The 12161-nt window shown below is 45.2% G+C and carries 13 protein-coding genes and 2 tRNA genes; 13 read left to right on the plus strand and 2 right to left on the minus strand.

Annotated features, from left to right (window positions below; translation table 11 throughout):
- Positions 1–89: 89 nt before the first annotated feature.
- Both A3IE_RS0111390 and aroC read left to right on the plus strand, forming a co-directional pair.
- On the plus strand, positions 90–986 hold the full coding sequence (locus tag A3IE_RS0111390; RefSeq protein WP_020395754.1) for a LysR family transcriptional regulator: 897 nt from the start codon (positions 90–92) through the stop codon (positions 984–986).
- A gap of 43 nt (positions 987–1029) precedes the next feature.
- The gene (gene aroC / locus A3IE_RS0111395; protein ID WP_020395755.1) at positions 1030–2130 is read left to right on the plus strand and encodes a chorismate synthase; all 1101 of its coding nucleotides are present in this window, start codon (positions 1030–1032) and stop codon (positions 2128–2130) included.
- Positions 2131–2175: 45 nt separating this feature from the next.
- Here aroC and A3IE_RS0111400 read toward each other — a convergent pair whose 3' ends face one another.
- Both A3IE_RS0111400 and A3IE_RS0111405 read right to left on the minus strand, forming a co-directional pair.
- Positions 2176–3354, minus strand: coding sequence for a glutathionylspermidine synthase family protein (locus A3IE_RS0111400; RefSeq protein ID WP_020395756.1), 1179 nt, complete (start codon positions 3352–3354; stop codon positions 2176–2178).
- A gap of 3 nt (positions 3355–3357) precedes the next feature.
- Positions 3358–4008 carry a Cj0371 family chemotaxis-regulating polar lipoprotein gene (locus A3IE_RS0111405; protein WP_020395757.1) on the minus strand — a complete coding sequence of 217 codons (651 nt, stop codon included), beginning with the start codon at positions 4006–4008 and terminating at the stop codon, positions 3358–3360.
- A gap of 237 nt (positions 4009–4245) precedes the next feature.
- Here A3IE_RS0111405 and A3IE_RS22085 point away from each other — a divergent pair, with 237 nt between their 5' ends.
- From A3IE_RS22085 to A3IE_RS0111465, 11 genes are all read left to right on the plus strand, one after another.
- Positions 4246–4707, plus strand: a complete 462-nt coding sequence (locus A3IE_RS22085; protein WP_083900629.1) for a ComEA family DNA-binding protein — start codon at positions 4246–4248, stop codon at positions 4705–4707.
- Positions 4708–4956: 249 nt separating this feature from the next.
- Positions 4957–6405, plus strand: a complete 1449-nt coding sequence (gene sufB / locus A3IE_RS0111415) for a Fe-S cluster assembly protein SufB (protein ID WP_020395759.1) — start codon at positions 4957–4959, stop codon at positions 6403–6405.
- Positions 6406–6414: 9 nt separating this feature from the next.
- Complete coding sequence (sufC, locus tag A3IE_RS0111420; RefSeq protein WP_020395760.1) at positions 6415–7170, plus strand: Fe-S cluster assembly ATPase SufC; 756 nt, start codon at positions 6415–6417, stop codon at positions 7168–7170.
- On the plus strand, positions 7167–8444 hold the full coding sequence (sufD, locus tag A3IE_RS0111425; protein ID WP_020395761.1) for a Fe-S cluster assembly protein SufD: 1278 nt from the start codon (positions 7167–7169) through the stop codon (positions 8442–8444). The genes sufC and sufD overlap by 4 nt, the downstream gene beginning before the upstream one ends.
- 12 nt (positions 8445–8456) lie before the next feature.
- Positions 8457–8831 carry a DUF59 domain-containing protein gene (locus tag A3IE_RS0111430; protein WP_020395762.1) on the plus strand — a complete coding sequence of 125 codons (375 nt, stop codon included), beginning with the start codon at positions 8457–8459 and terminating at the stop codon, positions 8829–8831.
- Between the two features lie 8 nt (positions 8832–8839).
- Positions 8840–9163, plus strand: coding sequence for a HesB/IscA family protein (locus A3IE_RS0111435; protein ID WP_020395763.1), 324 nt, complete (start codon positions 8840–8842; stop codon positions 9161–9163).
- Positions 9120–9590 carry a SufE family protein gene (locus A3IE_RS0111440; protein ID WP_083900630.1) on the plus strand — a complete coding sequence of 157 codons (471 nt, stop codon included), beginning with the start codon at positions 9120–9122 and terminating at the stop codon, positions 9588–9590. The genes A3IE_RS0111435 and A3IE_RS0111440 overlap by 44 nt, the downstream gene beginning before the upstream one ends.
- A 137-nt stretch (positions 9591–9727) precedes the next feature.
- Complete coding sequence (locus tag A3IE_RS0111445) at positions 9728–10225, plus strand: phosphatidylglycerophosphatase A family protein (RefSeq protein WP_020395765.1); 498 nt, start codon at positions 9728–9730, stop codon at positions 10223–10225.
- A gap of 60 nt (positions 10226–10285) precedes the next feature.
- Complete coding sequence (gene gltX, locus A3IE_RS0111450; protein WP_020395766.1) at positions 10286–11692, plus strand: glutamate--tRNA ligase; 1407 nt, start codon at positions 10286–10288, stop codon at positions 11690–11692.
- A 51-nt stretch (positions 11693–11743) separates the two neighbouring features.
- Positions 11744–11819 (plus strand) — tRNA-Ala (locus A3IE_RS0111455).
- Positions 11820–12068: 249 nt separating this feature from the next.
- A tRNA-Glu gene (locus A3IE_RS0111465) sits at positions 12069–12144 on the plus strand.
- Positions 12145–12161: the final 17 nt, after the last annotated feature.

Here is a 12161-nt window from a genome sequence, read left to right on the forward strand (position 1 = left end):
TTAGCGTAGTTTATTACTAACCTCGAGTGAGTTGTAGGCTTTGAGTGTTAGATCACTACTAACCTAAAGTTGATAATAGTAAATAATGTATGAGTCAGTTTGATGATCTATTTTGGCTAGTGGAAGTCGTTGAGGCGGGTACTTTGAGTGCGGCTGCAGAGAAGCATCAAGTGACTAGCGCGGCCGTTAGTAAGCGTATTCGCTTGATGGAAGAGCGTCTGGGGGTACGTTTATTAGTCAGAACCACGCGTCGTTTACGGACTACCGAGTCGGGAGAAATGTATTATCAGCGTGGTAAGCGTTTGTTAGAAGATTTCCAAGAGCTTGAGGAAAATGTCAGTTCGACGCGGGATTGTTTGTCGGGTTCGATGCGAATTAATGCACCTTTGTCGTTTGGCTTAACACAGCTTGCTGAGCCCTTGACCAAGTTTATGCAGCTTCACCCCGAGTTAGAGATTAATTTACATTTGGATGATCGCTATATTGATGTATTAAATAGCGATTATGATGTGGTGATTCGTATTGGGCGTTTGCAAGATTCTTCTTTGGTCGCCCAACGTTTGGCTCAAGTAGAGTTATATTGTTGCGCATCACCGGCTTATCTGGAACAACATGGCTACCCTGCACAACCAAGTGACTTGTCGAAGCATAATTGCATGATTTATGAGCATGGTGGTGCGATGAATCAGTGGAGTTTTTTTAAAGATCGCCAGCGTTATGATATAACGGTCGCAGGACGTTTTCATTGCAACAATGGCGATGTGATGTGTGAGATGGGTATAAGGGGCTTAGGGATTTCTTTGCAGCCTGCCTTTATTGTACAGCCCGCTTTAGCGACAGGGCAGTTGGTTTCTTTATTAAAGGATTATACGATTGAGCCAATTTGGGTGTATGCGGTTTATCCCAGTCGGCATTTTTTACCACTAAAAATTAAACGTTTAATTGATTTCTTGCGCCAACAATTAGCCAGCAAATTTGCCGTCTAAGTGATTGGGTTTCTATCGTTTTTACTGTTTTATAAGCATACCCATGTCTGGAAATACCTTTGGAACTTTATTCACAGTGACTTCATTTGGGGAAAGTCATGGCCCTGCTATCGGTTGTATAGTGGATGGTTGCCCGCCGGGCATAAGTTTATGTGAAGCGGACTTACAAATTGATTTAGATCGACGCAAACCTGGGCAAAGCCGTCACACTACGCAACGCCGCGAAGAGGATGTGGTGCAAATTTTATCGGGGGTTTTTGAAGGGAAAACCACTGGAACGCCTATCGCCTTATTGATTCATAACACCGACCAGCGCTCCAAGGATTATTCGGACATTATGGATCGTTTTCGCCCTGGACATGCGGATTATACCTATTACAAAAAATACGGTTTTCGTGATTATCGGGGTGGTGGACGTTCTTCTGCACGGGAAACCGCCATGCGAGTTGCGGCGGGTGCGATTGCTAAAAAATATTTATTCGAGCGCTTTGGGGTACAAGTGCGTGGTTATTTATCGCAATTGGGGCCGATTGAAATTGATTGGGTTGATTGGAGTGTTGTTGACCAGAATCCTTTCTTTAGTCCAGATGCTAGTAAAGTAGCGGAATTAGAGTCGTATATGGATGGCTTGCGCAAAGAAGGCAATTCGGTAGGCGCGAAAATTACCACCATTGCTACTGACGTGCCAGTCGGTTGGGGTGAGCCTATCTTTGATCGTTTGGATGCTGAAATTGCCTATGCCATGATGGGTATTAATGCTGCCAAAGGGGTAGAAATTGGCGCGGGTTTTGCCAGTGTTACGCAGAAAGGGACTGAGCATCGTGATGAAATCACCCTGCAAGGTTTTTTGAGTAATCAAGCTGGTGGCATTTTAGGTGGAATTAGCTCAGGCCAAGATATTATTGTGCACACCGCATTTAAACCAACGTCAAGTATGCGTCTGCCGGGGCGGACGGTGAATTTACAAGGTGAAGCGGTGGAGGTCATTACCAAGGGGCGTCATGACCCGTGTGTGGGGATTCGGGCAACACCCATTTGTGAGGCCATGCTGGCCTTGGTGCTCATGGATCATGCGTTACGGCATCGAGGACAAAACGCGGATGTAACGACTGATTTGCCGAACATTCCAGCAAAACTCCCATAAAAAAAGCCCGCAACTGCGGGCTTTTTTATAAGCTAGCCATAGCTTCTAGACAATGCGATGGCTAACAAATTTACTCATATTGTCCAACACATCACCACCACGGCGGAAGCCTAGGCCACAGCCTTCCCACGCAAAAAAGACACCAGCCTGATAACTACGGCCTTCCGCATCTTTGGGGTATTCGGCAAAGGCTTGATAGACCTTATTATAATTGCCATAACTACCACCTACGGTTTTTAGCGCATTGCCTGCGGCATCTAAAATCGTGGTATTGGCGCCTTCGCGTCCAAACATAGTTTTGCAGACTTGTTTTTTGCCCTGTAAAGGTTCGCGGCGTGTTTCCAATAAATAGGGTGAGTCCGGAAAAAGATCGTGGAGTACCTTCATCATGCCCTTACTTTGGAATAGCAAGGTGTAAGCTGGATTCAAGACAATCCCTAGATCTTGACGACTAATATCATCCAGAATACCGGTAATACCATCGGTTTGTAGCGCTATTTCTTCCCAAGGATAAAGCTTAAACCAATAATCAAAACGGGTATTGTCTTGATTGAAAAAACCTTCTTCCTCAGAGAAGGCGACATCTTGCATATACGCAAAATCGGTTTGGAAACCGGCATCTTGTGCCATCTGCTGCAAGAAGCGCGTGGTACGCTCATCCTCAGATGAGCCATTAATGCTAGAAAAGAGAATGTTTTGATAATTATAGAATTCAGGGAAGGTATCAGGATCTTCTTCACCCGTAATCAAGCGCCGAAAGTTTTGGCTAAGCGCTTGGTATATATGATTAAATTGACTGTCTTCGTCCATGTGATTGGCTTTCAATAATGCCCATTGTACGATGGCAGTCTCAAATAAACTGGTAGGGGTATCAGCATTAAATTCAATCAGTTTAATAGGTAAGCCATCGATACCACCGGCAAAATCAAAGCGCCCATAAAGGTGTAAGTCGCCCTTGTCCCAGCTACGCTTAATTTGATTAACCAGATTAAACGGGATGTCGAGATCAAAAAATAACTCATTATCAATGACATGCTGACCTGCTTCGACATACATATTATAAAGCTCGTTAGCTGCCTGATAATAAGCATCGACCTCAGCTTCAGTGACATTAACGATTTCATTGGTCACATACGGTGTTCCATCACTATCGGTATGCCAAGACATGCCCACTTCTTCCATAACCGCTTGGTTAATGGGGTTTACTTTGAGGGTTTCGATCATGAATTATCCGCCAAATGAGTTACTATTCGAGTTGGTGGTGCTACCTTGATTACCACCAAAAAAGCCAGATCTTGGTTGAGTGCGCGGTTGAGTTGCCGTATTGCCAGCTGCTGGATTACGTGTGCTACTCATAGTGCTGCGAGCGCGCTCCGCTTGTTGCTGTTGGTGTTGACGGTAATTGGCATTACCCATCAGTTTATTGGCGATCATACCGCCAATCAAAGCTCCCGCTGCGGAAGCTAAAATGGTCTCACCTAAGCTTAAACCTTGATTTTGTGCAGTGGCTTCTTGCGTTAATTTAGATTCTCCTGCTTCAACACGCTTGGCCTCCTCTTCAGCTAGTTTTTTCAAATCAGCTTCGGAGAGAATTTGTTCGGTACCATCCATTTTTTTTAAGATGGCGCGCGTACCTTCACTAGAGGGGTATTTTTCTAATAATTCATAGGTGTCTGGATTAGCGCCGGTCTGCTTAATCACCATAAACACGCCTTGTTCAGAGGCGGCGGCATCCGCAATCGTTTCTTTATTCTCCGCTTTAGGCGCTGGTGCAGCTTGTTGATTATTACTGTCACAACCCTGCAAACCCGCCACAATCGTAAAGCCAAGACTGCCGACCATCGAATAAGAGAGAATTTTATGGATATAGTGCTTCATATGTCGTTCCAAAATGTTCGTGTTGGTCAAGCCTAGTCAAGATGCGCTCAAAAATCCATTTAGCAGGGTAAAACACCGGAAAAATACCAGTTATCGCTAAAAATAGGGCGGGTATAAGCAGATCGATACAATGAACGATTGTGTGGGTCTGTTCTCCGCAACACACTGGCCTTTGATCCCCTCGGAAAGCGCCAGACATGAATAGTTATATTAATCATAAAAACGAGTTAAACAACTATGATACAGAAACTGTTAAGCAGTGTCGTTTTGTCGATGACTTTATTAACGCATGTCGCATGGGCTGATATGGTTAATATTAATGAAGCCGATGCAACTGCCTTACAACAGAATTTAAAAGGCATTGGCAAGGTTAAAGCTGAAGCCATTATTGCGTATCGGCAAGAACACGGTGCTTTTAAAGCACTCGATGATCTTAAGGAAGTCAAAGGGATTGGTGACAATGTATTTGAGAAGATTAAGACTGACATTTCATTAACTGAAGGTCTGGTCCAAGCTTCTGATAAGGCGTCTAAAAAAGAAATAACCGGTAAGTCAGGTAAATCGGCCAGTACGGAAGAAACCTCGGTTGCAGACAAGCCATTGGTGAAAAGCCCAAGTGATGATAGTGCTAAAGCTAAGGGGGTAAGCTCAGGGGCAAGCAACCAAGCCGTAAAGACTGAGAAAAATAACTCGAAATAGGAGAGTATTAATTTACCTTATTGCTGAGCTTTTCTACCTTTAATACAGTAACTTATATCAGCTTCTTCAGAATCTAGTTAAACTTATTTCAGCTTTGAGGAAGCTGGCAACCGAAAGGGGATACATGATAAGTGTATCCCCTTTCTCATTTCCGTGATTCAATACGCGTATGGAACACAAGCCTATTTGAAACTATCGTTTCTGTCGTTATAATTCCTACTAAAATCATCGGTTAATGAGGAAGACTGAATGGATGCAGCAGAGCAGCAACTCGCAGCGCTTAATCGTGCGGGCTATCAGGCTGGCTTTGTCACCAATATTGAATCGGAGACACTGCCGCCGGGCCTTGATGAGTCTGTGATACGCCATATTTCTGCGCGTAAAAATGAGCCAGAATTTATTTTAGCGTGGCGTTTAGAAGCTTATCGTAAATGGCTAGCTATGGAAGAACCTGAGTGGGCGCACCTGCATTATGCGAAAATTGACTACCAAGCAATTTCGTATTTTTCAGCCCCTAAGTCCTTAGCGGATATGCCGAAAAGCTTGGATGAAGTTGATCCTGAGCTATTGCGTACTTATGAAAAACTCGGGATTCCGCTTGAGGAGCAAAAAATGCTCGCTGGGGTGGCAGTGGATGCGGTGTTTGATAGTGTATCGGTCGCGACTACCTTCCGTAAGCAATTAGCGGAAGCAGGTGTGATTTTTTGCTCCATTTCTGAGGCCATGCACGAGCATCCTGAGCTGATCAAAAAGTATTTAGGCTCAGTAGTCCCTCAAGAAGACAATTTCTTCGCGGCGTTGAATGCAGCGGTATTTACCGATGGTACATTTGTTTATATTCCGCCTAATACGCGCTGCCCGATGGAATTATCCACCTATTTCCGGATTAATGAGCGTAATACCGGTCAATTTGAACGCACCCTAATTATTGCGGATAAAGGCAGTTATGTAAGTTATTTAGAGGGGTGTACCGCGCCTCAGCGCGATGAAAATCAACTCCATGCCGCCGTCGTTGAATTAATTGCCTTAGAAGATGCCATGATTAAGTACTCCACCGTGCAAAACTGGTATCCGGGCGATGCCAATGGCAAGGGTGGCATTTATAATTTCGTTACCAAGCGTGGGGTGTGCGAAGGTGCGCGCTCGCGAATTTCTTGGACGCAAGTTGAAACCGGCTCGGCGATTACGTGGAAATACCCAAGCTGTATTTTGAAAGGGGATGATTCGGTCGGTGAATTTTATTCGGTGGCCGTGACGCGTGGGGCGCAGCAGGCGGATACTGGCACAAAAATGTTCCATATTGGTAAAAATACCCGTAGTACCATTGTTTCTAAAGGGATTTCAGCAGATCGTGGCCAAAATGCGTATCGAGGTCTGGTACGTATGAATAAGGGCGCGGAGAATGGGCGCAATCATACCCAATGTGATTCTTTATTGATTGGCGACAAGTGCGGTGCCCATACCTTCCCGTATATTGAAGTCGCAAACCCGACAGCACAGGTGGAGCATGAGGCTACGACCTCCAAAATTGGTGAGGATCAATTATTTTATTGCCGCCAGCGTGGCTTAAGCCCTGAAGATGCAGTGTCAATGATCGTGAATGGTTTTTGCAAAGATGTATTTAATGAGCTGCCGATGGAATTTGCGGTGGAAGCGCGCAAATTACTAGCGATTAGTTTAGAAGGCGCAGTTGGCTAAGAGGAACTTATGTTATCTATCAAGAATCTACACGCTAGTATTAATGGCAAAGAAATCCTAAAGGGTCTGAATCTGGAGATCGAGGTTGGCAAAGTACACGCGATCATGGGACCTAATGGTTCAGGCAAAAGCACACTCTCGAAAGTATTAGCGGGTCGCGAAGAATATGAAGTAACGAGCGGATCGGTGACTTATAAAGGCCAAGATTTATTGGCCATGAGCCCTGAGGAACGCGCTCAACAAGGTATTTTCATGGCTTTCCAATATCCAGTGGAGTTGCCGGGCGTGAATAATACTTATTTTATGCAGACTTCCTTAAATGCAGTGCGCAAAGCACGGGGTGAGCCAGAGTTAAACTCGCTGAATTTTATGAAGTTAATGCGCGCTAAGCTCAAAACGCTAAATATGGACGAGAGTTTATTAAAGCGTTCTGTCAATGCCGGATTTTCCGGTGGGGAAATGAAGCGCAATGAAATTCTACAAATGAGTTTATTAGAGCCTTATTTAGCGATTTTGGATGAAACCGATTCTGGTTTGGATATTGATGCTCTGCGCATTGTTGCGGATGGTGTGAATAATTTACGTTCGCCTGAGCGCTCAATGCTCGTGATTACTCATTATCAGCGCTTGCTGGATTATATTCAGCCTGACTATGTCCATGTCTTAAGTGGTGGCAAAATTATCCGTTCTGGCGATAAATCCTTGGCGCTGGAATTAGAAAAGCACGGATATGGTTGGATTAAAGAGGGAGCGGAGGCAGCATGAGTAATGCAGTGCCCAATCACGAGTCTCTCAAAGCACATTACCTCAAAGTAGCCCAAGATGCTGCCAAAACTTTGTCCCAGCAACAGGCGATTGAGCATTTATTGCCCCTAAAGCTGCCTACGCTACGGGATGAATCTTGGCGTTATACGCCTTTAGCGCCAATTTTGGGGCAAGCCTTCCATGCAGTACAGCGCGAAGAGGATTTGCTGACTGTAGATGATGTGCAGCAAGCACGTGCCACCCCTTTAGAAAGCCCTTGTTTGGTATTTTTAAATGGCTTTTATCAAGCAGACTTATCAGTTTTGCCGGCGGATGGTTCGGTGCTTGTCGATGCTCATTCACATACAGTAATGCCAACAGCAGTGTTTCAGCAGTCATTTTTTGCTGGTCTGAATGCAGCTTCGGCTGACACTATTCTAGTGCGCCTTAAGGCTCAAACAACTTCCGCCCAGCCTCTTGAAATATTGCATTTTACCTATAGCTTTGAGAGTAATTTCATTGCGCAACCACGCTTGCACCTATTAGTAGAAGAAGGTGCCCAAGCAATGGTGATTGAGCAGCATCTATCGCTGGCTGATACGCTTTGCTTTACCAATCAAGTCTTACAGATTGAGGTGGGCAAGGGTGCACAATTGACGCATCCACGCTTACAGAATGAAAGCCTGCGTGCGCGTCATTTGAGTCATGTGAGTGTTCATTTGGCCGAGGATTCACGTTATCAAAGCACGAATATAGCCTTAGGTTCGACTTGGTCGCGCGTGGAGTGGCAGGTGGCCTTTAAGGGTGAACATGCTTACGCGGATTTAAATGGTTTTTATCTATCCGGTGCTAATCAGTCACATGATATGCAATTAAGTGTGTTGCATAGGGTGCCGAATTGCAGCAGTAGCGAGCAGTTTAAAGGTATTTTACATGCCAATGGACGCGCGATTTTCGATGGCAATATTGTTGTAGCGCAAGATGCTCAGAAAACCGATGCGCAATTGAATAATGCGAATTTGGTCTTATCGCGTGATGCTGAAGTGTATACCAAACCGCGTTTAGAAATTTATGCGGATGATGTGAAGTGTAGTCACGGTACCACCGTTGGTCAGCTTGACCCCGAGGCATTATTTTATTTGCGCGCGCGCGGTATTCCCAAGCAGGACGCCATTACCATGGTTGCAAGCGGATTTGCGGGTTCTATGCTTGAAACCTGTGGATTTGAGCCCTTGCAAGCGCGTGTAATGCAAATGCTAACCCAACAATTAACCGAAGCCGCCGCGAGTATTTAAGAGGTGAGGCGTATGTTTAAATTATCGCGTCTGGAAGAATCTCAAAAAGCAGAAGCTGTTGAACATAATTTGACTGAAAAGCGTGCCTGGCTGAAAGAGCGCATTGTGGATGCTATTAAGCAGGTTTACGATCCCGAGATTCCGGTCAATGTTTATGACTTAGGTCTGATTTATAATTTGGATTTGGACGATAATAATAATGTGTCGATTCAAATGACACTAACCAGTCCAGCTTGCCCTGTGGCGGGGAGTTTGCCCGGTTTAGTGGAGGCGGCGGCTCGTTCACAAATTGAAGTGAATGATGTCAATGTGGACTTAGTCTGGGATCCGCCTTGGGATCGTTCGCGGATGAGTGAAGATGCCTTGTTACAACTGAATATGTATTAGGAGTTGGCATGATTACCATTACTGAAAAAGCCGCGAATCATATTCGCAAACAATTAGAAAAACGTGGCAGCGGCGTAGGTATGCGTTTAGGCGTGAAAAAAAGTGGATGTACCGGTTTAATGTATGTCGTGGATTATGTCGACGCTCCGGCGAGTAATGACATGATTTATGAAAATCATGGTGTGAAAGTGGTCGTTGATAAAGACAGTTTGGATTATTTAAAGGGCACCGAAATTGATTACGTGCGCACTAATGCATTAAACCAAGGTCTAGAATTTCGTAATCCTAATGTTAAAGATTCCTGCGGCTGCGGCGAATCATTCAACGTATAAAGGACTTGTTGTGTCAGCCAATGCCGAAATAGAAGCGATTATTAGTGATTTTGAGTTTTTAGATGACTGGGAGCAGCGCTATCAGTATTTGACTGAATTAGGTGAAGCCTTACCAACAATGCCTGAGGCGGAAAAGATTGATGCTAACCGTGTTAAAGCCTGCATGAGCAAAGTGTGGGTGAAGGCGCATCCCAGTGAGGATGGCACAATCGTATTCAATGGCGATTGTGATACAGCAATTATTAAAGGGGTGGTCGCCCTTTTAGTACAGCTTTACTCGCATAAAACGGCACAGGAAATTTTGGATTTAGATGTTGATGATATGTTTGAACGTTTAGCATTAGCGGAAAATTTAAGTCCAAATCGGCATGTCGGCGTGTATGCGATTGTGGAAGTGATGAAAGATCAGGTGCGTGCATTTGCCTAACGCGAACGTTTGGTGCTGCACTCAACGTTCTCTTTTCTGAAACGAGGCGCGCTAATCCATCCTACTTCACTGTGACAAGTGCCAAGCTATAAAAACTCCACCTTCATAATTGACGTTTAACTACCCAAGAGTAGTTTATGAATCCAACTCCTTTGACTAAAACCGTTTTTTCCTCCCCCATTACTTTCCTCGCGTTTGGTTTTGGTAGCGGCCTTGCGCCGAAAGCGCCCGGAACCTTTGGGACTTTGGCAGCGATTCCTATTTATTGGCTATTATCCCATGCACCTTGGTGGCTTTATATCGATATTGTGATTGCGGCGGCGCTTATAGGCATTTGGATCTGCGGGAAAGCCTCTGAGCAATTAGGGGTGCATGATCATAGTGGGATTGTGTGGGACGAATTTGTCGGCTATTGGCTGACTATGTTTTTAGCGCCCACAGGACTCAGCTGGATTGTGATTGGCTTTTTATTATTTCGCTTATTTGATATTTGGAAGCCATGGCCGGTGAGCTGGGCGGATGAACGTCTAGCAGGCGGACTAGGCGTGATGGCGGATGATATTATTGCCGGACTTTATGCTTTTGTGGTGTTACAAGCGCTGGTAAAGGTTGCTGAGTTGATGGCTTGGCTGTGAAAAATACAGTGAAACTGTTACGCTTCGCGCTTTGTGGCTTAATGCTTTTTTGGTGGACTCATGACAAAAGTTAGAACGCGTTTTGCGCCTAGCCCTACTGGCTATTTGCACATTGGTGGCGCACGTACCGCCCTATTTTCATGGCTTTATGCGCGGAAAATGGGTGGTGATTTCATTTTGCGCATTGAGGACACCGACCTAGAACGCTCCACGCAAGCCTCAGTGGATGCCATTTTAGAGGCGATGGCTTGGCTCGACCTGCATTATGATGAAGGGCCTTTTTACCAGACCCAACGCTTTGATCGCTATAAAGAAGTTGTACAGCAGTTGCTCGAGAGCGGGCATGCTTATTACTGCTATACCTCCAAAGACGAATTGGATGCTATGCGTGAAGCACAAATGGCACGCAAAGAAAAACCGCGCTATGACGGGCGTTGGCGTGATAGCACAGAAACGCCACCAGCAGGTGTAAGTCCTGTGATACGCTTCAAAAATCCTTTGGAGGGTGTGGTCGAATTTGATGATATGGTGCGTGGCAAAATTGCCATTAGTAATACTGAATTAGATGATTTGATTATTGCGCGCTCAGATGGTATTCCAACCTACAATTTGTCCGTAGTCGTTGATGATATTGATATGGGTATCACACATGTTATTCGCGGCGATGATCATATTAATAATACCCCGCGCCAAATCAATATTATGCGCGCTTTGGGTCACGAGCCGCCAATATTTGGTCATGTGCCGATGATTTTAGGCCCAGATGGGCAGCGTTTATCTAAACGTCATGGCGCCGTCAATGTGATGCAATATCGTGACGAAGGTTATACGCCGGAAGCTTTATTAAATTATTTAGTACGTTTAGGTTGGTCGCATGGCGATCAGGAAATCTTTAGCCGCGAAGAGATGATTCAGTTGTTTGCCGCAGAAGATCTTAATCGTGCACCGTCAGCGATTAATCCAGACAAATTGGTGTGGCTGAATCAGCATTACTTAAAGACTTTGCCAGTTGAAGACATTGTTAAGCAATTGCAGTGGCAATTAGAATCTCAAAAGCTCGATATTAGCCAAGGGCCTCGCTTAGAGCATGTCGTCATGGCACAGCGTGAGCGGGTGCATAATTTGGCGGAAATGTTGAGCGCTAGCCGTTATTTTTATGAGCCCATCACTAGCTATCATCCTGATGCGATTGCCAAGCAATTTAAGCCCGAAACGGCAAATTATTTGCAAACTGTGCAGGATGAACTAGCCTCGATTGAGCATTGGCAAGATGAACCGATTCATGCGGCTATTCAAACGGCCTGTGAAAAGCTGGGTGTAAAACTGGGTAAAGTAGGGCCCGCTTTGCGTGTGGCGGTGACTGGAAATACGTCTTCGCCTTCCTTGGAAGTGACTTTACGTCTGGTTGGCAAGGAGCGTAGTCTGGAGCGAATTGCCAATGCAATAAAATTTATTAAAAACAGCTGAGGTTAAGCTTGACACCTGAGCGCGCTTGCTTCAGAATTCGCGCTTCTTCGGGGGGCTATAGCTCAGCTGGGAGAGCGCTACACTGGCAGTGTAGAGGTCAGCGGTTCGATCCCGCTTAGCTCCACCACCGCGCTTGGGTAACGGCATTTTCATCGACGAGGTGAGCATGGTTTTCCTAGGTCGGTTAGTATTTTTTGTAGGCTTGATTGTAACAGTAGTCTCGTTAGTATTAGGTTTTGGACTCCTGTTTGCAGGAATAGCGAATTGGGCTCAGTTTTTCTTGATGGCGATACCACTCGGTTTTTTACTCCTTTTTGCCGGGTTGTCCACACATGTATTAATTGAGCCGAGAGAAAGTGATAAGTAATAACTCTGCGTCCCCATCATCTAGTGGCCTAGGATATCGCCCTTTCACGGCGAGTACTGGGGTTCGAATCCCCATGGGGACGCCACTTTATTAGTTATCAGT

The organism is Thiolinea disciformis DSM 14473, assembly GCF_000371925.1.
GTDB classification, from domain to species: Bacteria; Pseudomonadota; Gammaproteobacteria; order Thiotrichales; family Thiotrichaceae; genus Thiolinea; species Thiolinea disciformis.

What these genes read in the sequence shown, in the direction of transcription:
- A3IE_RS0111430 (WP_020395762.1), top strand. Translation starts at nt 8,457, where the DNA reads ATGTTTAAATTATCGCGTCTGGAAGAATCTCAAAAAGCAGAAGCTGTT.
- gltX (WP_020395766.1), top strand. Translation starts at nt 10,286, where the DNA reads ATGACAAAAGTTAGAACGCGTTTTGCGCCTAGCCCTACTGGCTATTTG.
- A3IE_RS0111445 (WP_020395765.1), top strand. Translation starts at nt 9,728, where the DNA reads ATGAATCCAACTCCTTTGACTAAAACCGTTTTTTCCTCCCCCATTACT.
- A3IE_RS0111405 (WP_020395757.1), bottom strand. Translation starts at nt 4,008, where the DNA reads ATGAAGCACTATATCCATAAAATTCTCTCTTATTCGATGGTCGGCAGT.
- A3IE_RS0111400 (WP_020395756.1), bottom strand. Translation starts at nt 3,354, where the DNA reads ATGATCGAAACCCTCAAAGTAAACCCCATTAACCAAGCGGTTATGGAA.
- A3IE_RS0111440 (WP_083900630.1), top strand. Translation starts at nt 9,120, where the DNA reads ATGTTAAAGATTCCTGCGGCTGCGGCGAATCATTCAACGTATAAAGGA.
- sufB (WP_020395759.1), top strand. Translation starts at nt 4,957, where the DNA reads ATGGATGCAGCAGAGCAGCAACTCGCAGCGCTTAATCGTGCGGGCTAT.
- A3IE_RS0111435 (WP_020395763.1), top strand. Translation starts at nt 8,840, where the DNA reads ATGATTACCATTACTGAAAAAGCCGCGAATCATATTCGCAAACAATTA.
- sufC (WP_020395760.1), top strand. Translation starts at nt 6,415, where the DNA reads ATGTTATCTATCAAGAATCTACACGCTAGTATTAATGGCAAAGAAATC.
- A3IE_RS0111390 (WP_020395754.1), top strand. Translation starts at nt 90, where the DNA reads ATGAGTCAGTTTGATGATCTATTTTGGCTAGTGGAAGTCGTTGAGGCG.
- aroC (WP_020395755.1), top strand. Translation starts at nt 1,030, where the DNA reads ATGTCTGGAAATACCTTTGGAACTTTATTCACAGTGACTTCATTTGGG.
- sufD (WP_020395761.1), top strand. Translation starts at nt 7,167, where the DNA reads ATGAGTAATGCAGTGCCCAATCACGAGTCTCTCAAAGCACATTACCTC.
- A3IE_RS22085 (WP_083900629.1), top strand. Translation starts at nt 4,246, where the DNA reads ATGATACAGAAACTGTTAAGCAGTGTCGTTTTGTCGATGACTTTATTA.